Genomic DNA, 21,249 nt, shown 5'->3' on the forward strand with positions numbered 1-21,249 from the left:
CGACACAAGGGGGTTCGCCCTTCTTTCCCCCCCCATCTTTCTCTACCCTCTGGTTTTGTTTCTTGGGTCCTCCCTTCCCCCCGCGGGAAAGAGCCCCCCCCCCCCCCCCCCCCCCCCCCCACGGGCGGCGCGATCAGTACGCCTGGAAGCCGAAGAAGTCGACCACGAGGTGCAGCGGCGCACCGCTCGCGTTGTACAGGGAGATCATGCCGTCCTTCACCGGCACCACGACCTGGTTGGGGATGGTCTCCCCGGCCAGGAAGTTGAGGTTCGAGGCGTTCGGCGCCGCATCGCCGTGCGGGTAGACGGTGAGGTGGCCCTCGGCGCCGGGCTCGGTGACCGTGACGTTCAGGGTCGCCGCGGCCAGGTACGGCACGTCGCCGACGTAGACGTCGAGGGTGCCCCAGGCCGGAACGGTGCCCGCCGGACGGTCGCCGTTCTCGCGGTGGGTGTCCTCGCGGGTGTCCATGAACCGCACCGGCCCCGCGGAGTAGTAGGTCAGCCGGCCCTCGGCGGCGTAGTAGCCGGCCAGGTCGGCGATCACGTGCACCGTGCCGCCCGAGGCGTTGAAGAAGGACACCTTGCCGTCCTTCACCGGAACCGTCACCAGGTTCGCGATCGTCCGGCCGGCGGGCCAGTTGAGGTTCGACGCGTTGGGCGCCTTGTCGCCGTGCGGGTAGACGGTGAGGTGGCCGTCCGCCTTCGGCTCGGCGATCGTCACGTTCATCGTCACGGCCGTCACGCCCGTGGCCGGCACCCCGGCCACACCCGCGACCTGAAGATCCACCGTCCCACCGGCCGGAACCGCCTGCGCACTCGGTACGCCGACCGGCTCCCGGGTGTCCAGCAGCCGCGCCGGACCCTGCGGGTGGAAGAGATCGCCCTTGGCGCTGTAGTAGCCCGCCAGGTCGGCGATCACGTGCACCGTGCCGCCGGAGGCGTTGAAGAAGGACACCTTGCCGTCGTTCACCGGGACCGTCACCAGGTTCGGAATCGTCCGGCCGGCAGCCCAGTTGAGGTTCGAGGCGGTCGGCGCGACGTCACCGTGCGGGTAGACCGTGAGGTGGCCGGCCTGCGTCGGCTCGGTGACCGTGACGTTCATCGTCACCGCCGTCACGCCCGTGGCCGGCACTCCGGCCACACCCGCGACCTGAAGATCGACCGTCCCACCGGCCGGAACCGCCTGCGCACTCGGTACGCCGACCTGCTCCCGGGTGTCCAGCAGCCGCGCCGGACCAGCCGGGGTGAACAGGCTGCCGAAGGTCAGGGACTCGTACGCGCCCCGGTCGCGGAAGCCGCTGCCGGTGCCCGTGTTGGGCACGGTCGGGTCGTCGGCGGGCGCCTTGCCCCAGTAGTCGGTCTTCAGCATGCCCGGCGCGCTCTCGTCGGCCGAGTCGACCAGATGGTCGAGCGGCGCGTCCGGGCCCTTGTGGACCCAGGTCGACGCGACGAAGTCGTGCGCGCCCTGACCGCTCGCCGCCGTGAACTCCGGCTGGGCGGCGTACGTGGCGCCGGCCCAGCTGTAGGCGGCGGCGCCGCTGATCGGGTCGACGACGTTGTAGTCCACCTTGGTGCCGGCGACGGCGCCCGCGGCGACGGTGATCCCGGCGGCCCGTGCGGTGTTCTCCCCGCACGACGTCGTGCCGGCCTGCGCGGTGTTCACCACGTTGTTCTCCACGACGGCACCGCCCGAGGCGCCGTTGAGCGTGATGCCCGCGAAGCACTCCGTGCGGACGTTGTTGCTCACCACGACGGTGTCGGGGGCGCCGTCGACCAGGATCCCGGGTCCGTCGGGGCTGCCGCCGGTGTCGATGATGTTCGTGCTCAGCACGGTCCCGGTGGAACCGCCGTCGACCCGGAAGGCCGGGCCGCGCAGATTGTGGAGGAAGCCGCCGGCGAAGGTGACCTGGCCGGAGCCGTTGGTGATGTGCACACCGCTGCCGCCGGAGCCCCAGACGCCCGTGAAGGACACGTCGTGGCCGCCGTCGACCACCACGACCGGGTTCTGGTACGAGCCGAGGGCCAGGTTCTCGAACCTGATGTGGTCGGCGCCCCGGACCACGACGGCGCTGTCCGGGTGGTTCGGTGCGCCGCCGGTGATGTTGGCGTTGCCGCGCTGCTTGTCCGGGCCGCGGAAGGTGATCGGCGCCGCCGCCGTTCCCGAGCGCGTCACGGTCACCGCGGTGTCGACGTAGCTGCCCGCGGCGATCTCCACGGTCTGCCCCGGCTGGACGACGGCGGCGGCCGCGGACACGTGGCAGAACGGGGCGTTACGGGTGCCGGCGCCGGCGCCGCTGTCCGTGCAGTGGGCCTCGGCCGCGTTGTTGACGTAGAGCGTGGTGACCGCTGCTGCCGCGCCGCCCGCACCGACGGCCGGCAGGCCGATCGTGCCGAGCAGCGTGGCCCCGACGGCCAGGGCTGTGCGAAGTCTGGAAATGGGATGCCCCCCTGGGCGGAAATGCGGACGGTGCCGCGTGCGAGCCCTCGTCGGCCTGGGGTTTCCCGGCGGAGGGCCTGGGTCTCCCGGCGGAGGGTCGATCGGGATCATGTCACAGGGGGTGGGAACCGCACCACGCGGAAATCCGAAGCGGCCCCGGCACCGAGCACGGGGCTCGGTCCGGGGCCGCTGCGGTGCCACGAGGGTCGGTCAGTACGCCTGGTAGCCGAACAGGTCGACGACGAGGTGCAGCGGGGCGCCGCTCGCGTTGTAGAGCGAGATCATCCCGTCCTTGACCGGGACCACGACCTGGTTGGGGATGGTCTCCCCGGGCAGGAAGTTGAGGTTCGAGGCGTTCGGGGCCGGGTCGCCGTGCGGGTACACGGTGAGGTGGCCCTCGGCGCCCGGCTCGGTGACCGTGACGTTCAGGGTCACCGCGGTGACGTTGGGGATGTCACCGACCGGGATGTCCAACGTGCCCCAGGCCGGGACGGTGCCCGCCGGACGCTCGCTGCTCTCCCAGCGGGTGTACTCACGCGTGTCGATCTGCCGCCACGGCCCGACGGGGCGGTAGCTGACCTTGCCCTCGGCGGTGTAGTAGCCGGCGAGGTCCGCGATCAGGTGAACGGTGCCACCCGAGGCGTTGAAGAAGGACACCTTGCCGTCCTTCACCGGGAGCGTCACCAGGTTCGGGATCGTCCGCCCGGCCGTCCAGTTGAGGTTGGAGGCGTTTGGTGCCTTCTCCCCGTGCGGGTAGACCGTCAGGTGGCCGGCCTCCTGCGGCTCGGTCGCCGTCACGTTCATCGTCACCGCGGTCACGCCGGTGGCCGGGATCCCCGCGACGCCGGCGACCGGCAGGTCGACGGTGCCCCACGCCGGCACGGCCTGCGCCGCCGGGACACCGATCGGCTCACGGGTGTCCAGCAGACGGGTCGGGCCCTGGGCGTGGAAGAGGTAGCCCTTGGTGCTGTAGTAGCCGGCGAGGTCCGCGATCAGGTGAACGGTGCCACCCGAGGCGTTGAAGAAGGAGACCTTGCCGTCCTTCACCGGGACCGTCACCAGGTTCGGGATCGTGCGACCCGCCGCCCAGTTGAGGTTGGACGAGGCCGGCGCCTCGTCGCCGTGCGGGTAGACGGTGAGGTGGCCGTCAGCCTGCGGCTCGGTCACGGTCACGTTCATCGTCACCGCGGTCACGCCGGTGGCCGGGATCCCCGCGACGCCCGCGACCGGCAGGTCGACGGTGCCCCACGCCGGGACGGCCTGCGCCGACGGGACACCGATCGGCTCACGGGTGTCCAGCAGACGGGTCGGGCCGGCCGGGGTGAACGCGCTGCCCACGTCGAGGTTCTCGTAGGCGCCGCGGTCGCGGATGCCGCTGCCGGTACCCGTGTTGGGCACCGTCACGTCGTCCGCCGGCACCCAGGCGCCACGGTCGGACGGCAGCATGCCAGGGGCGCTCTCGTCGGCCGAGTCGACCGTGTGGTCCAGCGGCGCGTTCGGGCCCTTCTGGGACCACGACGGCACCACGAAGTCGTGCGCGCCCTGACCGGTGGCCGCGGTGAAGGCGGCCTGGGTGGCGTAGGTGGTGCCGGCCCAGTTGTAGCCGGCGCCACCGCTGCGCGAGTCGACGACGTTGTAGTCCACCTTGGTATCCCGGGTGGAGTTCGCCCCGACGGTGATCCCGGTGGCCCTGGCGGCCTTGTCACCGCAGGACTTGTCGAGGTCCGCGGCGGCGTTCACCACGTTGTTCTCGACCACCGCGCCGGTCGACGCGCCGTCCAGCACGACACCGGGGAAGCAGCGCGTGTTCATGGAGTTGCTCACCACGACGGTGTTCGGGGCGTCCTTGACCAGGATGCCCGTCTCGTCGTCCACGGAGCCGGGCTGCAGGACGTTGGTGGTGACCACCGTTCCGGTGGAACCGCCGTCCACGATGAGCCCCGGGCCCGCCGTGTTGATGTCGCCTCGCCCGAACAGCACCTTGTCGGACCCGTTGGTGATCCGGACGCTGTTGCCTCCGGAGATTCCGATGTTGTCGAACGCCACGTCACGGGCGCCGTCCACCACCACCGACGGCCCCCGGTAGACCGGGGTGATGACCAGGTTCTCGAAGCGGACGTGCTCGGCACCCTTGACGAAGAAACCGTTGACCGGCTTGTCCCAGCTGCCGAACCGGGCGCCGCCACCCGAGGTGTTCTCGTTCTTCTTCGCGCGGAAGGTGACCGGCGCGTCCGCGGTGCCCGACCGGGTGATGGTCAGGGTCTCGTTGTAGGTGCCGTCGGCGATCTCGACGGTCTGCCCCGACTGGACCACGGCCGCCGCCGCACCCACGGTGCAGAACGGCGCCGCCTGGGTGCCGGTGCCGCTGTCGGTGCAGTTGGCGCCCGCGGCGTTGTCGACATAGAGCGTGGTGGCCGCGGCGACCGCGCTGCTCGCTCCGACAGCCGGCAGGCCGACCGTGCCGAGCAGCGTCGCGCCGACGGCCAGCGCTATGCGGGTTCTGGAAATTGGGATGCCCCCCTGGGCGGGAAATGCGGTCGAATGCCGCGTTCATACCCTCGTCAACCTGGGGTTTTCCCGGCGGAGGGCGGAGGGATCATGACACAGGGGGGAAGTCATCGCCAAGGCGGTTTCAGGGGCCCGTCGTAGCACCGCGGAGCAGGAAGTCGGCCGGGCCGACTTCCTGCTCTTCTGCCCTACTTCTCTTGTGCCCTACTTCCCCGGGCGGACGGTGATCTCGGTGATCTCCGCGTCGCGGGAGGCGTCGAGCGCGGCGAGGATCGCCTTCGCCACCGACTCCGGCTCGATCCAGCGGTCCGCGTCGTACGCCTTGCCCTCCTGCTGGTGCACCTTGACCTGCATCGCGGTGGCGGTACGGCCCGGGTAGACCGAGGTGACCCGGACGCCGTTGGCGTGCTCCTCCTGGCGCAGCGAGTCGGCGAGCGCCCTCAGCCCGTGCTTGCTCGCCGCGTACGCCGACCAGTCGGCATGGGCGTTGAGGCCGGCACCGGAGTTCACGAACACCACGTGCCCCTTGACCAGCCGCAGCGAGGGCAGCAGCAGGCGGGTCAGCTCGGCAGGCGCGACCAGGTTGACGTTCAGGGTCTCCTGCCAGGCCTTGACCGGCAGTTCACCGACCTGGCCGAGCTCGACCACGCCCGCCACGTGCAGCAGCGAGTCCAGTTCGACCGGCAGCGCCTGGTGCCCGAAGGCCCAGGAGAGCTTGGCCGGGTCCTTGAGGTCCCCGACCAGCGTCCGGGCGTCGGGGAAGCGCTCGCGCAGCTCGGCGGCCCGACGGGCGTCGCGGGCCAGCAGCCAGAGTTCGTCCCCGCGCCCCGCGAGACGTTCGGCGAGGACGGCGCCGATGCCGGAGCCCGCGCCGGTGATCAGATGTGCAGCCATGGCCCTGATCCTCTCAGGCCTTGAGCTGGTCGAAGACCTGAGCCGGAGTGTCCGCGAAGTTGATCAGCTCCCCGAGCGGGCGCGGCAGGAAGCCCTCGGCGTCCATCCGCTCCAGCTGCGTGCGCAGGCCCGCATAGAACCCCTCGGTGTCGAGGACGATCACCGGCTTGTCGTGCAGCGCGTGCTTCTTCAGCTCCAGCACCTCGGTCACCTCGTCCAGCGTGCCGAGGCCACCGACCAGCACGACGACCGCGTCGGCCCGCATCAGCAGCTGCGCCTTGCGCTCGGCGAGGTCCTTGGTCATCACCAGCTCGTCGGCACCCTCGTACCCCTTGTGCCTGAGCAGCTCGACCAGGACACCGACCAGCTTGCCGCCGGCCGCCTTCACCTCGTCGGCGAGCAGGCCCATCAACCCGGCATTGGAGCCACCCCAGACGAGGGTGTGGCCGCCCTCCCCGAGAAGCCTGGCGAACTCGGCAGCGGGGCCGGTGTAGCGGTCGTCGAGGGAGTACGCGGAGCAGAAGACAGTGATATTCATAGTGCTCCCCGGTCTATCACGCCCCGATGATCCTTCTCACCGGCATTACGCGCCACCGGCCGAACAGGGCGGGCGCCGGCAGCGGAAGACCAGGGCGACGATGCCACGGCTGGTGTTCTTGTACACCCCGGTCAGCCGGTCGACTGCGATCTCGATCCCCGTCTCCTCGTGGACCTCACGCCGCACCCCGTCCTCGATGGACTCGGACAGCTCCAGCACCCCGCCCGGGGGCTCCCAGGTGCCGTTGTCGGCCCGGCGGATCGCCAGCACCCGGCCGTCCTCGCGTACGACGACCCCGGCGACGGACATCGAGTGGAGCGGCGTTGGCTGGTGCTTCCCGGCGTCGTTGCTCATGCGCAGGAGGACAGGAGCCCCGACCCACCGCGGGCATGCCGGTCCGAGAGGACACACAGGACGGCGACCAGACCGGCGGCGAGGCGGTCCGCAGGGGCGGCGGCGGGGGCATCCTCCGGCCGGTGGGACGCCAGGCGGGCGGCGAGCCACCCCGGGGACGCCCAGCCGGCCTGGATGGCCATGGTGGTGACCCGGCGCAGCAGGTCGTCCTCCGGGACGGCGCGGGCGGGCTCCTGGAGGTCGGGCGGCAGATGCTCGGTCATCCGCTCCCAGCCCGTGCGGTCGGACGGCGGCAGCGGTACCGGCGTGGGCTCTTCGCCCGCGCGCGGAGTGGTACCTGTCACCACAACAGCAGCCATCTTCTCTACCTGGTAAGGGACTTCCTGGTTCTGCCCGCACGTGCGGAGCTTCGAGCCTTCACGTGCGGACTTTCCCGACTCCGCACGTGCGGATGTCCGCTCCCCGCAACGCGGTTGCGGCAACACCGCACGTGCGGACTTCGCTGACTCCGCACGTGCGGGCTTACCGGCGTCGCAGCGGAGCAGCTCCTGCTTGACCCGCCGGGCGTCGGCGCGCAGGACGGCGAGGGCGGCGTCCCAGTCGGGGACGCCGCCCAGGGGCATGGTGACGGCGTAGCCGCGCACCCGGGTGCCGGAGGGGCCGTGGATGAGGGCCAGGACCCCGGCGGCCTCGGCGGCCCGGTAGAAGCCGGGGACGGAGTCCTTGGAGACCCGGCAGGCGCGGGAGAACCAGAGGTTGGACGGCGGGCAGTGGAGGTTGGTCCCGTCCGCGTCGGCCTTCTGAGCGGCGTGCATGAGGAAGAGGACGAAGGACGGCCCGAGCGACTTCCAGGGCCCGCCGGTCGGGACGCTCTGCATCCACTGCCCGACCCGGATCCGGAACTCGTTCGCGGGTGGGGTGCCGGTGGGGCGGGCGAGGGCGAGAGCCTCGGTGATGGCGACGTGCACGTTCAGCCTTTCGTGGCCGATATGCGAGCCGGAAGACAGCACGGCTGGCATACTGGCCGAGTTCGGTATGACGCGTGCGCCGGAACCGCCAAGTTGTAGGCGTACGCGTGGAAATGGCCACCGCCCGACTGGGCGGTGGCCATTGCAGTTTACGCCGAGCGAGCAGCAGATTTGACGGACAGTCATAGATTCGCTGCGGTGAGTGCTCGCGCCCGGCGGGCTGCTCGCTACGCGAGGTGGGTTCTCCGCGCCATCAGGCTTTGCCGTGAGCGATCCGGTACGGCCCGAGGTAGAAGGAGAGAGCAGCGTGCGACGGGCCATCCGGGACGCCCCCGCTGGTCAGAAGTCTCACAACCTCGGCCTCCGGCACCCACTCCACCCTCCTCGCTTCGGACACGTCGGCCGGCTCGCCGATCTTCGTGCAGCCGGTGATGTGGAAGGCGGTGAAGTGCATGGTCGAGATTCCGGCAAGGGCGTCGTACTCGGTGAGCGGCTCCACGCGCCCCGGCCGCCAACCGGTCTCTTCTTCGACCTCGCGTCCGATCGCCTCGGCGAGATCCTCACCCGCGTCCGCCCACCCGGCGGGGACCTCCCAGCCCCATCGGCCGGTGATGAACCGGTGCCGGTAGAGCAGCAGGAACTCGCCGGCTTCGTTGGTGACGACCGAGGTCACCGACGGCTTGGGCATGCGAATGACGTGGTGGTCGATCCGGCCGATGCCCGGGATGTCGACGTCGTCGAGCCACACTTCGACCCACGGGGAGTCGTAGACCCGCCGCCGACCGTACGACGTCCACTCCACCCCTTGTCCTCCTCAAAGCACGTGCGAGCCGGTGCTCCGACTGTCTCACGCGCCCCGCGAGCTCTCATACCGGACCGAAGGAAGCCTTCTGCTCCCGGCGGCCTGCTCCGCGAGCAGGCCGCCGGACGTCATGGGTGCTGCTGCTCGGTAATGCGGCGCGCCGCTGGGCGGAGCAGGTCGAGGACATGGGCCCAGCTGTAATTGTCACGGCCGCCGCCGGACTTGGGCTTGTGGGGAATGTAGCCACCGATCAGGACGCCCATCGAGCGGAGCCGGGTCAGGCTCTCCTCGTAGGCCGGGTGGGCGGCCTGGGCGGAGTTGACGTACGGCTGGACAGCCACTGGGATGCCGAGCCCGTACGCCTCACAGAGGATGCCGAGCGCGAGGGTGTCGGAGATGCCGGCGGCCCACTTGTTGATGGTGTTGAACGTGGCCGGGGCCACCGCGATGGCATCGGCCGGGGGCAGCGGCTGCGGGATGCTCGGGGTGCGCCAGGCTGAGCGAATCGGGTAACCGGTCTGGGCTTCGATGGCTTCCTGGTCTATGAAGCCCAGGGCGCTCGGGGTCGCGATCACACCGACCCTCCAGCCCTCGGCCTGGGCAGCGGCGATCAGTTCGCCCACACCGTCCGCGATACCCGAAGCGCAGACGACGACGTAGAGAAACGGCTCGCGATGCTCGGTCAAACCTGAACTCCCAACTCCTGGCAGAAACGGCGAAGCTCCGGGACAGCACCGCACCTGTCGCGGGCTGCCATATCACCAGCCAGCTCCAAGACACTTGGACGTCGGCGGATGTCCTCCAACGCACAGCTCTCGGCGATCCTGAGCGCCTGGTATCCCTCAGCCAGTCTGCCCTGTTGGCTATAGGCACGTGCTGCGTCCACCCAGAGTCCGGCCCGCCGCTCAGGGGCGGGGATTCGGCGGCGCATCAGGGGTTGGGCAGCCTCCAGCGCCGCGCCGGCGTCGCCGAGGACGACAGAAGCGCTGACGTCGTGGAGCGCCACGTTGGTGGGGCTGAAGTTCGCCCAGGAATCCGGGCCATCGAGGTTGACGTAGCGTGCCACCTCCCTGGCCTCGGCGAGGAGTTCAGCAGTCGTCGTGCGGTCGCCACCAGCACTCGCTGCCGTCACACCCCGGAGAAGCATGAGTCCCAGCGCGGCGAGGTACTGGGGTGAGCGGCGGTCGTAGCTGCCAGTGAGCTGGTCAGCGGTGTGCCGGATGAGAGTGATGGCAGGCGGGGTATGCCGATCGCGGGCGAGGACATGTGCCTGGACTCGCACGCTGGAGGCCAGCACCACCGGGTCGGCACTCCGCTCGGCCTCGGCCATGGCTCGGCCGACCGCAAGTCAGGCGTTTCCGTGGTCACCGAGCTTGAGCAGTAGACTCACAGCGGTCTGATAAGCCGTCGCCAGCATGCCCGACAACTCCTGGTCACCACTGCCGGCGACAGCCCGCAGGACGTCCACCATGCTGAGCGCCCCGCTGCAACGGGACACGCACTCGGCAGTCGGACCACTCGCGGCTTCGGCCGCCTTCTGTCTGCCGTATCAGCCGGAGTCTGTGGGTCAGGCTCGGCGGCTGGTCCGCAAAACGCTGACGACGTGGGGGTTGGCCCACCTGGTCGATACAGCCGCGTTGGTCACCAGCGAGTTGGTGACCAACGCGGCGAAGACCGGCTGCTGTCAGCGGATGACGGTCACCGTCGAGCCCATCGCCAAGGCTGCGGTGCGGATCTCGGTGCGTGACGGGTCTCGATCGCTTCCAGTGTTGATCCAGGCCTCGGAGGACGACGAAGGCCACCGAGGCCTGAGCCTCGTCCATCGGCTCACCGGCGGACGATGGGGGGTCACCGTCGAACCGCTCGGCAAGGTCGTCCATGCCGATCAGTCGGTGACTGAGACGCCTACGGGGCGCACCGATGACCGCGACCGGGCTGCCGAGCCCGACGACCTCGGCGGCCGTGGCGTCGAACGCCTCATGGTCGAGGGCGGCGGACAGATCCACACGCAGTTCCTCGCCCAGAACCTCGCCGACGAGGTGCACCTCGCCATCGCCCCGCTGCTGGTCGGCCAGGCCCAGGCTCCGCGCTTCATTCACCCCGCCGAGTACCCCGGCGGGAGCACGAGCCGTATGAAGCTGCTCGACGCCACGACCGTCGGCGACGTCGTCCTCCTGCGGTACGCGCCCAAGCAGCGCACCGCCTGACCGGATCAGGGCCAACGCTCCCCCAGAGGGTGCGAACACCTGACTGTCGTCACACAGAGTCGCGACATACATACAGTTGCGTTTGCTTCGTTTGTTGCGAATACTTCAGTCAGGCGACTCGAATGGGAAGGGGACCCGATGGCCACCACCACGCAGGGCCGCAAGCTGGAGCCAGGCGTCATCAAGGCCCAGGATGCCGAACGAGCACTGCGCCGCATCAACGAGCACCTCGCCCTCACCGAGGGCAGCAACGAAGACATCCAGGTACACCTGGAGATCGGCGCCCAGGATGAGGCACTGGTCCTGCCGCGACCGGCGGCCGAGCTGATCGCTGCCATGCTGGCTGCACTCGCGAGCGGCAAGGGCGTGCAGATCATGCCCTTGGACACAGAGCTCACGACTCAGCAGGCGGCCGACATCCTCAATGTGTCGCGGCCTTACCTCATCGGGCTGCTGGATGACGGAAAGATCCAGTACCGCCGTGTCGGGAGGCACCGGCGCATCCGCGTCGAGGACCTCATGCGTTTCAAGCGCGAGGACGACCAGCGTCGACACGACGCAGCCAATGAACTGGCGCAGCTCGGACAGGATTTGGGGCTTGACTGACCGATGGCCTTCGTCGTCGTGTATGACTCGTGCGTGCTGTACCCGAACGTGGTCCGTGACCTGCTCATTCGAGTGGCACAAGCGGGCATGGTGCAGGCCAAGTGGTCCGAACAGATCCTGGACGAAATGAGCCGTGCCCTGCATGAGCAAAGGGGGACCGAGCCCGACAAGCTGCAGCGCTTACGGCAGCTCATGAATGACTCGATTCGTGACGTCTGCGTCACGGGCTACGAACCTCTCATTGAGATGCTCAAGCTCCCCGACCCGGACGACCGACATGTGCTTGCAGCGGCAATCAGGAGCAAGGCACAGGCGATCGTCACCGACAACCGCAAGGACTTCCCGCCAGCCACACTCGCGGAGTGGGGCGTCGAGCCGAAGAGTGCCGATTCGTTCTTCCTTGACCTGCTTGGTCTCGACGACCGGATCGTCTATGCCTGCGTGCAACAGATCGCAGAGTCGCGCCGCAACCCTCCGGAATCGGTCGATGGCATCCTGGAGCACATGGAGCGATCCGGCCTACGCCGGACTGTCGCTGCCCTGCGCATGGGGCCGGGCTCGATCTCCCAAATGACCGACGAGGCGAACGAATAGCCCTGCAGGCGGCGAACGATCTACCTGCTCGACACCAACGTGGTCACCGAGATCACCACCCGGCCGAAGCCGGGTGGGTCCGAGGGGCCTGGTGTGTGCCATGACGCGGGCGGGCTGGGCGGCGTCCGCCCAGCCCGCCCGTTTCGTCGGACTACGCGTCGACGGTGCGGCGCTCCGTGGTCGCGATGGTGGCGGAGCCGACGACGCGGGTGCCGTCGTAGAGCACCACGGCCTGGCCGGGGGCGATGCCGCGGACCGCGGAGTCGAGCTGGACCCGCAGCTCGCCGTCGACGACCGACGCCGTCACCGGGACCTCCTCGCCGTGGGCGCGGAGTTGGGCGGTGTAGCGGCCGTCGGCGAGCTCCTCGGTGCCGCACCAGCGGGGGCGGATGGCGGTCAACCCGGTCACGTCGAGGCCTTCGACCGGGCCGACGGTCACGGTGTTGTTGACCGGGGAGATGTCGAGGACGTAGCGCGGCTTGCCGTCCGCCGCCGGGCGGCCGATCCGCAGGCCCTTGCGCTGGCCGATGGTGAAGCCGTAGGCGCCGTCGTGCTCGCCGAGCTTGGTGCCGTCGGCGTCGAGGATGTCGCCGGTGGCGGTGCCGAGGTGCTTGGCGAGGAAGCCCTGGGTGTCGCCGTCGGCGATGAAGCAGATGTCGTGGCTGTCGGGCTTCTTGGCGACGGCGAGGCCGCGGCGCTCGGCCTCCTCGCGGATGACGTCCTTGGTGGTGTCGCCGAGCGGGAAGAGCGAGTGGGCGAGCTGGTCGGCGTCGAGCACACCGAGGACGTACGACTGGTCCTTGGCGGCGTCCACGGCGCGGTGCAGCTGACGCTCGCCGGAGGGCAGGTCGACGATCCGGGCGTAGTGGCCGGTGCAGACGGCGTCGAAGCCGAGGGCGATCGCCTTGTCGAGCAGCGCCGCGAACTTGATCTTCTCGTTGCAGCGCAGGCACGGGTTGGGGGTGCGGCCGGCGGCGTACTCGGCGACGAAGTCGTCGATGACGTCCTCGCGGAACCGCTCGGCGAGGTCCCACACGTAGAAGGGGATGCCGATGACGTCGGCGGCGCGGCGGGCGTCGCGGGAGTCCTCGATGGTGCAGCAGCCGCGGGCGCCGGTGCGGAAGGACTGCGGGTTGGCCGACAGGGCCAGGTGCACGCCGGTCACCTCATGGCCCGCTTCGGCGGCGCGAGCGGCGGCGACGGCGGAGTCCACCCCTCCGGACATCGCCGCGAGCACACGCAGGCGGCCAGTGGACGGGGCGGTCGGGGCACCGGGGAAGTCAGTCATGATGCCAACAAGAGTACGTGAGCGGCACAGGCGCTCGGCCGGGATTTACCGGGCCCGGGCCGCCGCCGCGAGTCCCGCGTTGCGGGCCCGCTGGACGGCCGGGGCGATGGCCTCGGCCAAGGCGGAGACGTCCTCCCGGCTCGACGTGTGGCCGAGCGAGAAGCGGAGCGAGGCACGGGCCAGCAGCGGGTCGACGCCCATCGCCAGCAGGACGTGGCTGGGCTGCGGGACGCCGGCGGAGCAGGCCGAGCCGGTGGAGCACTCGATGCCCTGGGCGTCGAGCAGCATCAGCAACGCGTCGCCCTCGCAGCCGGGGAAGGAGAAGTGCGCGTTGGCGGGCAGCCGGCCCTCGGTGGCCGGGTCGCCGTTGAGGATCGCGTCGGGGACGGCGGCCAGCACGGCGGCGACCAGTTCGTCCCGGAGCGCACCCAGCACGACGGCGTGCTCGGCCCGCCGCTCGACCGCCAGGGCCGCCGCGGCCGCGAAGCCCGCGGCGGCGGGCGCGTCCAGCGTGCCGGAGCGGACGTCGCGCTCCTGGCCGCCGCCGTGCAGCAGCGGGACGGGGGTGGCGCCGCGCGAGAGCAGCAGGGCTCCGATGCCGTAGGGGCCGCCGATCTTGTGGCCGGTGACGGTGAGCGCGGTGAGCCCGGACTCGGCGAAGGAGACGGGGACCTGGCCGAGCGCCTGGACGGCGTCGGCGTGCATCGGGATGCCGTACTCGGCGGCCACGGCGGCGAGTTCGACGACGGGCTGGACGGTGCCGACCTCGTTGTTGGCCCACATCACGGTGACCAGCGCCACGGACGCCGGGTCGCGTTCGATCGCCTCGCGCAGTGCGGCCGGGTGCACCCGGCCGAGGTCGTCCACCGGCAGGTACTCGACGGTGGCGCCCTCGTGCTCGGAGAGCCAGTGCACGGCGTCCAGCACGGCGTGGTGCTCGACGGGGCTGCTGAGCACCCTGGTCCGGGCCGGGTCGGCGTCGCGGCGGGCCCAGTAGAGGCCCTTGACGGCGAGGTTGTCGGACTCGGTACCGCCGCCGGTGAGGACGATCTCGCTGGGGCGGGCGCCCAGCGACTCGGCGAGCGACTCGCGGGCCTCCTCGACGACGCGGCGGGCCCGGCGGCCGGATGCGTGCAGGGAGGAGGCGTTGCCGACGACCCCGAGGTGTGCCGTCATCGCGGCGATCGCCTCGGGCAGCATCGGCGTGGTCGCCGCATGGTCCAGGTATGGCATAACCACACGATTGTAGAGGGCGGCCGGCCACCGCTCGGGCCACCGGTGCAATCCGGCCACCGGGCACCGGTGACGGGCCCCCCGCCCGCCGGACACCCGCGTCCGGGGCCGGTTTGGCCGGCCGCCGGGGCGACCGGTTAGCCTGGCGGCCCACCGCACAAGAGGCCGGACGGGACAGGGCTACACGGGACAGGACTGGGGGCGCGATGTCGCAGTCGGTCGATCGCGCGCTGACCCTCCTCGGATCCCTCGGCGACGGTCCGGTGACCCTCGAACAGGCCGCGAACAGCATCGGCGTGCACAAGTCCACCGCGCTGCGGCTGCTGCGCACGCTGGAGGAGCACGGCTTCGTCCACCGCCAGTCCGACCGGCGCTACCGGCTCGGCGGCCGGCTCCTGTCGCTCGCCCACCGGGCGCTGGAGGAGATCGACGTCCGCCAGATCGCGGCGCCCTACCTGGCCGCTCTCAACCGGCGCTTCGGCGTGACCGTCCAGCTGGCCGTCCTGCAGGACGGCGAGGTGCTCTACCTGGACGAGGTGGCAGGCCGCTGGCACCCCGGGGCCGGCCGGGCGTCCCGGATCGGGCGGCGGGCCCCGGCGGCCGGCACCGCGATCGGCCGGGTGCTGCTGGCCGGACTGCCCGAGGACGGCGTCCGCGAGGACGAGCTGCCGGCGGAGCTGGCCAAGGTCCGCCGGCAGGGCTGGGCGGCGGAGTCGGCCGAGCACCGGGAGCCGGTGGCCTGTGTGGCCGCGCCGGTGGCGGGCAGTGCCGGGCGGCCGGTGGCCGCGTGCGCGGTGAGCGCCCCGACCTACGAGATGGCCCCGTTCGAGCTGGTCCGGCTGCTGCCGGAGCTGCTCTGCACGGCCGAGGCGATCTCGCTGGCGTACGGCGGTTCGCCTACTCCTCGCTGGTGCGAGAACCGTTGCGGTGCCAGGCCCGCGGCGCACGCCAACCGTATTTGAGGGCGAGCATCCGGAGCAGGAAGGCGGTCAGCGCGGCGGCCGTGCCGGTGAACGCGGTGAGCCGGTCGAGACCGATCAGCACCACCACCAGCGCGGAGCCGACCAGCGCCGGGACGGCGTAGATCTCCCGGTCCCAGCGGAGCAGCGAGGGGATCTCGCCGGCCAGGACGTCGCGCATCACGCCGCCGCCGGCGGCCGTCACCATGCCGAGCGCCACCGCGGCCACCGCGCCGAGGCCGTAGTCGTGCGCCTTGGCCGTGCCGGTGACGCAGAACAGGCCGAGGCCGAGCGCGTCGAGGGTCTGCACGGCGCGGTTGATCCGTTCGACCTCGGGGTGGAGGAAGAACACGACCAGCCCGGCCACCAGCGGCGTGACGAAGTAGCCGAGGTTCGTGAAGGCGGCCACGGGGGTGGCTCCGATGACGAGGTCACGCATCACCCCGCCGCCGAGGGCGGTGACCTCCGCCAGCACACAGATCCCGAAGATGTCCATGTTCTTGCGGACGGCGAGCAGCCCTCCGGAGAGGGCGAAGGCGAAGATGCCGATCAGGTCCAGCGACTGCTGGACGCCGGAGGGGAAGATCTGCGAGGTCACCGGACAACTATGGACCAGCGGAACCTTCCCCTCCGCATCGCGTCAGGCGGAGGCGAGCTGCTAACCCTCGGCGCCGCCGCCCGACGGCGCGTTCTCGGGCTGTGCTAGTCGTTCCCGCGCCGCTCCGGGCTGCGCTAGTCGTTCCCCTCGCGCCGCTCGGGGCTGCGCTACTTGCTCCCCTCGCGCCGCTCGGGGCTGCGCTAGTCGTTCCCCTCGCTTCGCTCGGGGAAGTGGCACGCCACCTGGTGCCCCGTCTTCAGCGCGGTCAGCGGCGGCTCCTGGGTGGCGCAGACGTCCTGGGCCTTCCAGCAGCGGGTGCGGAACCGGCAGCCGGACGGCGGGTTGATCGGGGACGGCACGTCGCCCTTGAGCAGGATCCGCTCGCGGCCGCCCTGCTGCCGGCGGCGCGGGTCGGGGACCGGCACGGCGGACATCAGCGCGTTGGTGTACGGGTGCATCGGGCTCGTGTAGAGGGAGTCCCGGTCGGCGATCTCGACGATCTTGCCGAGGTACATCACGGCGACCCGGTCGGAGACGTGCCGGACCACCGAGAGGTCGTGCGCGATGATCAGGTAGGTCAGGCCGAGCTCGCGCTGGAGGTCGTCCAGCAGGTTGACCACCTGCGCCTGGATGGAGACGTCGAGCGCGGAGACCGGCTCGTCGGCGACGACCATCTTGGGCCGCAGGGCGAGCGCCCGCGCGATGCCGATGCGCTGGCGCTGGCCGCCGGAGAACTCGTGCGGGTACCGGTTGTAGTGCTCGGGGCTGAGCCCGCACAGCTCCAGCAGCTCCTGGACGGCCTTCTTGACCCCGCCGGCCGGCTCGGCCTTCTGCAGCTTGAACGGTGCGCCGACGATGGTGCCGACGGTGTGCCGGGGGTTCAGCGAGGAGTACGGGTCCTGGAAGATCATCTGGATGTCGCGGCGCAGCGGCCGCATCGCACCGGTGCCCAGGTGGGTGATGTCGGTGCCCTCGAACTCGATCTTCCCGCCGGTGGGTTCGTCGAGCCGGGTGACGAGCCGCCCCATGGTCGACTTGCCGCAGCCGGACTCGCCGACCACGCCGAGGGTCTCCCCCGCGTTGACGGTGAAGTCGATGCCGTCGACGGCCCGCACCGCACCGGTCTGGCGGCGCAGCAGCCCGCCGTGGATCGGGAAGTGCCGCGTCAGTCCGGTCACCCGGAGCAGCGGCTCGCGGTCGGGAGCGGGCGCGGGCGAAGGCGCCGGCACCTTGTTCGAAGGCGAGGGGGCTGCCGCCTGGGTCTCCGTCATCGGTTCTCTCCAGAAAGGTGGTACGAGGCCGGGCTCACAGCCGGGGCGCGATCTCTTCGGTGAAGATGCGGTGCCGGTCGGCGGCGGCGAGGTGGCAGGCCGCGTGGTGTCCGGGCGCGGCCTCGGTCAGCACGGGGGTCTCGCTCGTGGAGCGGCCGTCGGTCAGCCCGGCGTACGGGCAGCGCGGGTGGAAGGCGCAGCCGGAGGGCACGTTGATCAGGCTGGGCGGGGTGCCCTTGACCGGGACGAGCCGTTCCTGGAGCTCGCGGTCGAGGCGCGGCATCGAGCCCAGCAGGCCCCAGGTGTAGGGGTGTTCGGGCGCGTCGAAGAGGGTGTCGGCGGGGCCGCGCTCGATGCACTTGCCGCCGTACATGACCAGGATGTCGTCGGCGAGTTCGGCGACCACCCCGAGGTCGTGGGTGATGATGATGACGGCCGAGCCGAACTCCTGCTGGAGGTCGCGGATGAGGTCCAGGATCTGCGCCTGGACGGTGACGTCCAGGGCGGTGGTGGGCTCGTCGGCGATCAGCAGCGAGGGGTCGTTGACCAGCGCCATGGCGATCATGGCGCGCTGGCGCATGCCGCCGGAGAACTGGTGCGGGTAGTCGTCGACCCGGCGGTCGGGCTGCGGGATGCCGACCCGGTCGAGCATCTCGACCGCGCGGGCCCGGGCCTGCTTCTTGCTGGCCTGCGGGTGGTGCACCCGGTAGGCCTCGATGATCTGCGCGCCGACCGTGTAGTACGGGTGCATCGCGGTCAGCGGGTCCTGGAAGATCATCGCCATCTCGCGGCCGCGCAGCTGCCGGACCCGCTCGGGACCGGCCGCGATCAGGTCCTCGCCGTCGAGGCGGATCTCGCCGCTGATCCGGGCCCGCTTGGAGCGGTGCAGGCCCATGATGCCGAGCGAGGTGACGGACTTGCCGGAGCCGGACTCGCCGACGATGCCGAGGGTCCGGCCCTTGTGCAGGTCGAAGCTGACCCCGTCGACCGAGCGGACCAGGCCGTCGTCGGTGTCGAAGTGGATCCGCAGGTCCCGGACGGAGAGGAACGGGTCCCCCGTCGGGGCGGCCACGGGCGCCGGGGTCTTCTGGAGCTCGGTCACGACAGCCTCACCCGGGGGTCGACAGCGGCGTACAGGAGGTCAACCACGAGGTTGCAGAGAACGATGAAGAATGCGGCGAGCAGGGTGACGCCGAGGATCTTCGGCAGGTCGTTGTCGGCGATCGCGGAGACCGCGAAGGCGCCGACGCCCTGGAGCGAGAAGACCTGCTCGGTGATGAGCGCGCCGCCGAGGAGCAGGCCGAGGTCCATACCGAAGATGGTGACGACCGGGGTGAGCGCGGAGCGCAGTCCGTGCTTGACGACGACCTTGCGCTCGACCAGGCCCTTGGCCCGGGCGGTGCGGATGTAGTCCTCGCTCATCGTCTCCAGCATTCCGGCGCGGGTGAGCCGGGCGTAGAGCGCGGAGTAGAGGAAGGCCAGCGAGATCCAGGGGAGGATCAGGTTGCGGGCCCACATCAGCGGGTCGTCGGTGAAGTTGACGTACTGCAGGTTGTCCAGGATCGGCCACTCGTAGCTGAAGAGCGTGAGCAGCAGCGCGCCGGTGAAGAAGACGGGCAGCGAGACGCCGGCGAGGGCGATGCCCATGGAGAGCCGGTCGAAGATCGAGCGCGGCTTGAGCGCGGAGATGACGCCGGTGGTGACGCCGGAGACCAGCCAGAGCACGGCCGCGCCGATGGCCAGCGAGAGCGTGATCGGGATGCGCTTGGTCAGCTCGGGCCAGACCTCAAGGTGGTTCTTGAAGGAGTAGCCGAAGCAGGGCACGTGGCAGGTGGCCGCGTCCGGGCCGAACTTGTACTCGGCCCCGGTGACCAGCGCCTTCAGGAAGCGCCCGTACTGGACGTAGATCGGCTGGTCGAACCCGAGGTTCTTCTTGATCGCCGCGATGGCCTCGGGGGACGGGTTCTTCCCGATGTACTGCGTGGCCAGCTGGTCGGTCGTCTCGCCGGCCAGGCGCGGCAGCAGGAAGAAGATCGCGAAGGTGACCGCGCTGACCACCAGCAGCAGCACCACGGCCGCGAGCGTCCTGCGGAGGATGTAGGCAAACACAGTTGGGCGGCTCCGGCGGCCCGCCGCCGTCCGGGATCTTCCGGACGGCGGCGGGCGCCGCTGCCTTCACCTGCCTTCAGGGATACGGAGCCAGGCTCTTACTTGGTCGTACCGATGTTCAGGTAGTCGTACTCACCCGAGAAGGCCGAGGTGGAGACGACGTTGGTGGCGGTGTCCGATCGGTACAGGAACACCTTGAAGTAGGTCAGCGGGACGTAGACCGCGCTCTCCATGACCTTCTTGTCGATCTCCGCGTAGATCTTCTCGCGGGCCGCCTTGTCGGTGTTGACCGCGGCGTCGTCGATCAGCTTGTTGATCGCGGGGTCGTTCAGCGAGGCCAGGTTGTTGTTGCCGGCCTCCTTGATGGCGCGGCCGTCGACGATCTGCTGCAGGAAGCCGTAGCCGGTCGGCCAGTCGGCGCCCCACTGCATCATCATCAGGCCGATGTTCTTCTCCTTGTTCTTCGCCGGCACGCCGACGTTGTCGGAGAGGTACTTGCCCTGCGGGAACTGCTGGATCTCGGCGTTGATGCCGACCTTCTTCAGCGCGGCCTGGATCGAGGTCGCGGCGGCGATCTCGGTGGCCCGCTCGGTACGGGCGGACAGGACGGTGGAGAAGCCCTCCGGCTTGCCACAGGCCTTGAGGGCCTCCTTGGCCTTGGCCTCGTCGCCCTTGTTGTCCTTGGTCTCGTACAGGTTGATGTCCTGGTGGCCCGGGATGTCCGCCGGGAGCACCGAGTTGGCGATCTGGCCGCGGATCGGGCCGCCGATCGCGGTCTGCACCGAGACCTTGTCGATCGCGAACTGGACGGCCTTGCGGCAGTCGACGTTGTCGAACGGCGCGACGTGGCTGTCGATCGCGGTGTAGACCAGGCGGCCGCCGTACGCGTTGTCGGTCTTGGCCTTCAGCTTCGGGTTCTGCAGGATCTGCGCCTGGGTCTGCGGGTCGACGCCGCCGCCGACGAGGTCCACCTGGGCGTTGCCGGCCAGCAGGTCCTTGTCGATGGTGGACTGCTCGATGTTCATCTTGAGCAGGATCTTGTCCGCGAGCTGCTTGCGGATCGGGTCGCTCTTCGCGTCCCAGTTGGTGTTCGGCACCAGCGTGAGCTGCTTGCCGTCCTCGTAGGACTCGAACTTGTAGGAGCCCGAGGCGAGCGGGTGCTTGACGTAGTCGGCGCCCTTGTCCTTGTCCTTCGGGACCGGGACGGTCTGCGGGGCGGAGACCAGGTAGTCGAAGTCCGCGAAGGCGTGCTTCAGGTGGAAGACCACGGTCTGGTCGTCCGGCGTCTCGATCGACTTCAGGTCACCGGACGGGTCCTTGTAGGGGCCCTCGTACGGGGTCGGGTTGTCGACCAGCAGCTCCTTGAAGTACGTCGGGCCGTTGGAGAACACGTCCGGCGCCCAGTTGGAGCGCTCCACCGCGTACTTGACGTCCTTGGACGTGATCGCGCTGCCGTCCTCGTACTTCAGGCCCGCGCGCAGCTTGTACGTCCAGGTCAGGCCGTCCGCGCTGGGCTGGCCCATCGACTCGGCGAGGTCCGGGACCAGCTTGTTGCCCTCGTCGCCGGGGCCCGGGGCGAAGGTGGTCAGCGGACGCCCGTACAGACGCGAGAAGTTGTAGATGTACGCGTAGTACGTGTTGCCGGGGTCGAGCGAGTCCGGCGTGCCCTTCATCTCGTAGGTGACCGTCCCGCCCTTCTTGTCCGAGGCGTTGACGATGCCCTTGGTGGCCGCGTCGGCGCCGGCGGAGGCGGCGGAGGACGAGTTGCTGTCCCCGCTCTTGGACGAGCTGGACGAACAGCCGGTGACGACCAGGACAGTGGCGGCGGCCACTGCGGTCAGCGCGACGGTACGGGACCTGCGCATGGTGGGATCAACCCCTTG

General features: G+C 70.3%; 18 protein-coding genes and 2 pseudogenes. 4 read left to right on the forward strand and 16 right to left on the reverse strand.

The window, feature by feature from the left end; translation table 11 throughout:
* Positions 1-133 precede the first annotated feature (133 nt).
* The 9 genes and pseudogenes from ACZ6NC_RS26590 to ACZ6NC_RS26630 form a co-directional block, all read right to left on the reverse strand.
* On the reverse strand, positions 134-2,254 hold the full coding sequence (locus ACZ6NC_RS26590; RefSeq protein ID WP_465736278.1) for a right-handed parallel beta-helix repeat-containing protein: 2,121 nt from the start codon (positions 2,252-2,254) through the stop codon (positions 134-136).
* A 393-nt stretch (positions 2,255-2,647) separates the two neighbouring features.
* Positions 2,648-4,750 (reverse strand): right-handed parallel beta-helix repeat-containing protein, encoded by a 2,103-nt coding sequence (locus ACZ6NC_RS26595; RefSeq protein WP_465736279.1) that lies wholly within the window; start codon positions 4,748-4,750, stop codon positions 2,648-2,650.
* Between the two features lie 399 nt (positions 4,751-5,149).
* Positions 5,150-5,839: an SDR family oxidoreductase gene (locus tag ACZ6NC_RS26600; RefSeq protein WP_465736280.1), complete on the reverse strand. Its 690-nt coding sequence runs from the start codon at positions 5,837-5,839 to the stop codon at positions 5,150-5,152.
* 13 nt (positions 5,840-5,852) lie between these two features.
* Complete coding sequence (locus ACZ6NC_RS26605; RefSeq protein WP_465736281.1) at positions 5,853-6,377, reverse strand: LOG family protein; 525 nt, start codon at positions 6,375-6,377, stop codon at positions 5,853-5,855.
* A 75-nt stretch (positions 6,378-6,452) separates the two neighbouring features.
* Positions 6,453-6,686, reverse strand: a pseudogene (locus ACZ6NC_RS26610) (NUDIX hydrolase); the annotation flags it as partial.
* Positions 6,687-6,727: 41 nt separating this feature from the next.
* Positions 6,728-7,741: a hypothetical protein gene (locus tag ACZ6NC_RS26615; protein ID WP_465736282.1), complete on the reverse strand. Its 1,014-nt coding sequence runs from the start codon at positions 7,739-7,741 to the stop codon at positions 6,728-6,730.
* A gap of 211 nt (positions 7,742-7,952) precedes the next feature.
* A complete protein-coding gene (locus ACZ6NC_RS26620) occupies positions 7,953-8,501 on the reverse strand; it encodes an NUDIX hydrolase (protein ID WP_465736283.1) in 549 nt (182 codons plus the stop codon).
* A 128-nt stretch (positions 8,502-8,629) separates the two neighbouring features.
* Complete coding sequence (locus ACZ6NC_RS26625) at positions 8,630-9,187, reverse strand: flavoprotein (protein ID WP_465736284.1); 558 nt, start codon at positions 9,185-9,187, stop codon at positions 8,630-8,632.
* Positions 9,184-9,960 (reverse strand): annotated as a pseudogene (locus tag ACZ6NC_RS26630) (helix-turn-helix domain-containing protein); the annotation flags it as partial. The pseudogene ACZ6NC_RS26630 and the gene ACZ6NC_RS26625, both read right to left, overlap by 4 nt.
* Before the next feature lie 10 nt (positions 9,961-9,970).
* Between ACZ6NC_RS26630 and ACZ6NC_RS26635 the strand changes: the two are divergent.
* The 3 genes from ACZ6NC_RS26635 to ACZ6NC_RS26645 all read left to right on the forward strand — a co-directional run bounded on the left by ACZ6NC_RS26635 (position 9,971) and on the right by ACZ6NC_RS26645 (position 11,908).
* The gene (locus ACZ6NC_RS26635; protein WP_465736285.1) at positions 9,971-10,708 is read left to right on the forward strand and encodes a dihydrofolate reductase family protein; all 738 of its coding nucleotides are present in this window, start codon (positions 9,971-9,973) and stop codon (positions 10,706-10,708) included.
* A 138-nt stretch (positions 10,709-10,846) separates the two neighbouring features.
* Positions 10,847-11,314 (forward strand): excisionase family DNA-binding protein, encoded by a 468-nt coding sequence (locus tag ACZ6NC_RS26640; protein WP_465736286.1) that lies wholly within the window; start codon positions 10,847-10,849, stop codon positions 11,312-11,314.
* Positions 11,315-11,317: 3 nt separating this feature from the next.
* Positions 11,318-11,908 carry a PIN domain-containing protein gene (locus ACZ6NC_RS26645; RefSeq protein ID WP_465736287.1) on the forward strand — a complete coding sequence of 197 codons (591 nt, stop codon included), beginning with the start codon at positions 11,318-11,320 and terminating at the stop codon, positions 11,906-11,908.
* A gap of 151 nt (positions 11,909-12,059) precedes the next feature.
* Here the strand turns inward: ACZ6NC_RS26645 and mnmA are convergent, their stop codons facing one another.
* Both mnmA and ACZ6NC_RS26655 read right to left on the reverse strand, forming a co-directional pair.
* Positions 12,060-13,196, reverse strand: coding sequence for a tRNA 2-thiouridine(34) synthase MnmA (gene mnmA / locus ACZ6NC_RS26650; RefSeq protein ID WP_465736288.1), 1,137 nt, complete (start codon positions 13,194-13,196; stop codon positions 12,060-12,062).
* Between the two features lie 45 nt (positions 13,197-13,241).
* Positions 13,242-14,429, reverse strand: a complete 1,188-nt coding sequence (locus ACZ6NC_RS26655; protein ID WP_465736289.1) for a cysteine desulfurase family protein — start codon at positions 14,427-14,429, stop codon at positions 13,242-13,244.
* A 206-nt stretch (positions 14,430-14,635) separates the two neighbouring features.
* On the opposite strand from ACZ6NC_RS26655, the gene ACZ6NC_RS26660 reads away from it, so the two are divergent.
* Positions 14,636-15,391 carry an IclR family transcriptional regulator gene (locus ACZ6NC_RS26660; protein ID WP_465736290.1) on the forward strand — a complete coding sequence of 252 codons (756 nt, stop codon included), beginning with the start codon at positions 14,636-14,638 and terminating at the stop codon, positions 15,389-15,391.
* Here the strand turns inward: ACZ6NC_RS26660 and ACZ6NC_RS26665 are convergent.
* From ACZ6NC_RS26665 to ACZ6NC_RS26685, 5 genes are all read right to left on the reverse strand, one after another.
* The gene (locus ACZ6NC_RS26665) at positions 15,327-15,986 is read right to left on the reverse strand and encodes a trimeric intracellular cation channel family protein (RefSeq protein WP_465736291.1); all 660 of its coding nucleotides are present in this window, start codon (positions 15,984-15,986) and stop codon (positions 15,327-15,329) included. The genes ACZ6NC_RS26660 and ACZ6NC_RS26665 overlap by 65 nt on opposite strands.
* A 200-nt stretch (positions 15,987-16,186) precedes the next feature.
* Complete coding sequence (locus ACZ6NC_RS26670; protein ID WP_465736292.1) at positions 16,187-17,257, reverse strand: ABC transporter ATP-binding protein; 1,071 nt, start codon at positions 17,255-17,257, stop codon at positions 16,187-16,189.
* A gap of 34 nt (positions 17,258-17,291) precedes the next feature.
* Entirely contained in the window at positions 17,292-18,359 is a 1,068-nt protein-coding gene (locus tag ACZ6NC_RS26675) for an ABC transporter ATP-binding protein (RefSeq protein ID WP_465736293.1), read from the reverse strand.
* Positions 18,356-19,366, reverse strand: a complete 1,011-nt coding sequence (locus ACZ6NC_RS26680) for an ABC transporter permease (RefSeq protein WP_465736294.1) — start codon at positions 19,364-19,366, stop codon at positions 18,356-18,358. Before ACZ6NC_RS26680 ends, ACZ6NC_RS26675 begins: the two co-directional genes overlap by 4 nt.
* A 98-nt stretch (positions 19,367-19,464) precedes the next feature.
* Entirely contained in the window at positions 19,465-21,231 is a 1,767-nt protein-coding gene (locus ACZ6NC_RS26685) for an ABC transporter substrate-binding protein (RefSeq protein ID WP_465736295.1), read from the reverse strand.
* Positions 21,232-21,249: the final 18 nt, after the last annotated feature.

This window comes from Kitasatospora sp. NPDC041988 (assembly GCF_055588525.1).

What these genes read in the sequence shown, in the direction of transcription:
- ACZ6NC_RS26600 (WP_465736280.1), bottom strand. Translation starts at nt 5,839, where the DNA reads ATGGCTGCACATCTGATCACCGGCGCGGGCTCCGGCATCGGCGCCGTC.
- ACZ6NC_RS26605 (WP_465736281.1), bottom strand. Translation starts at nt 6,377, where the DNA reads ATGAATATCACTGTCTTCTGCTCCGCGTACTCCCTCGACGACCGCTAC.
- ACZ6NC_RS26635 (WP_465736285.1), top strand. Translation starts at nt 9,971, where the DNA reads ATGCTGAGCGCCCCGCTGCAACGGGACACGCACTCGGCAGTCGGACCA.
- ACZ6NC_RS26640 (WP_465736286.1), top strand. Translation starts at nt 10,847, where the DNA reads ATGGCCACCACCACGCAGGGCCGCAAGCTGGAGCCAGGCGTCATCAAG.
- ACZ6NC_RS26645 (WP_465736287.1), top strand. Translation starts at nt 11,318, where the DNA reads ATGGCCTTCGTCGTCGTGTATGACTCGTGCGTGCTGTACCCGAACGTG.
- mnmA (WP_465736288.1), bottom strand. Translation starts at nt 13,196, where the DNA reads ATGACTGACTTCCCCGGTGCCCCGACCGCCCCGTCCACTGGCCGCCTG.
- ACZ6NC_RS26655 (WP_465736289.1), bottom strand. Translation starts at nt 14,429, where the DNA reads ATGCCATACCTGGACCATGCGGCGACCACGCCGATGCTGCCCGAGGCG.
- ACZ6NC_RS26660 (WP_465736290.1), top strand. Translation starts at nt 14,636, where the DNA reads ATGTCGCAGTCGGTCGATCGCGCGCTGACCCTCCTCGGATCCCTCGGC.
- ACZ6NC_RS26670 (WP_465736292.1), bottom strand. Translation starts at nt 17,257, where the DNA reads ATGACGGAGACCCAGGCGGCAGCCCCCTCGCCTTCGAACAAGGTGCCG.
- ACZ6NC_RS26685 (WP_465736295.1), bottom strand. Translation starts at nt 21,231, where the DNA reads ATGCGCAGGTCCCGTACCGTCGCGCTGACCGCAGTGGCCGCCGCCACT.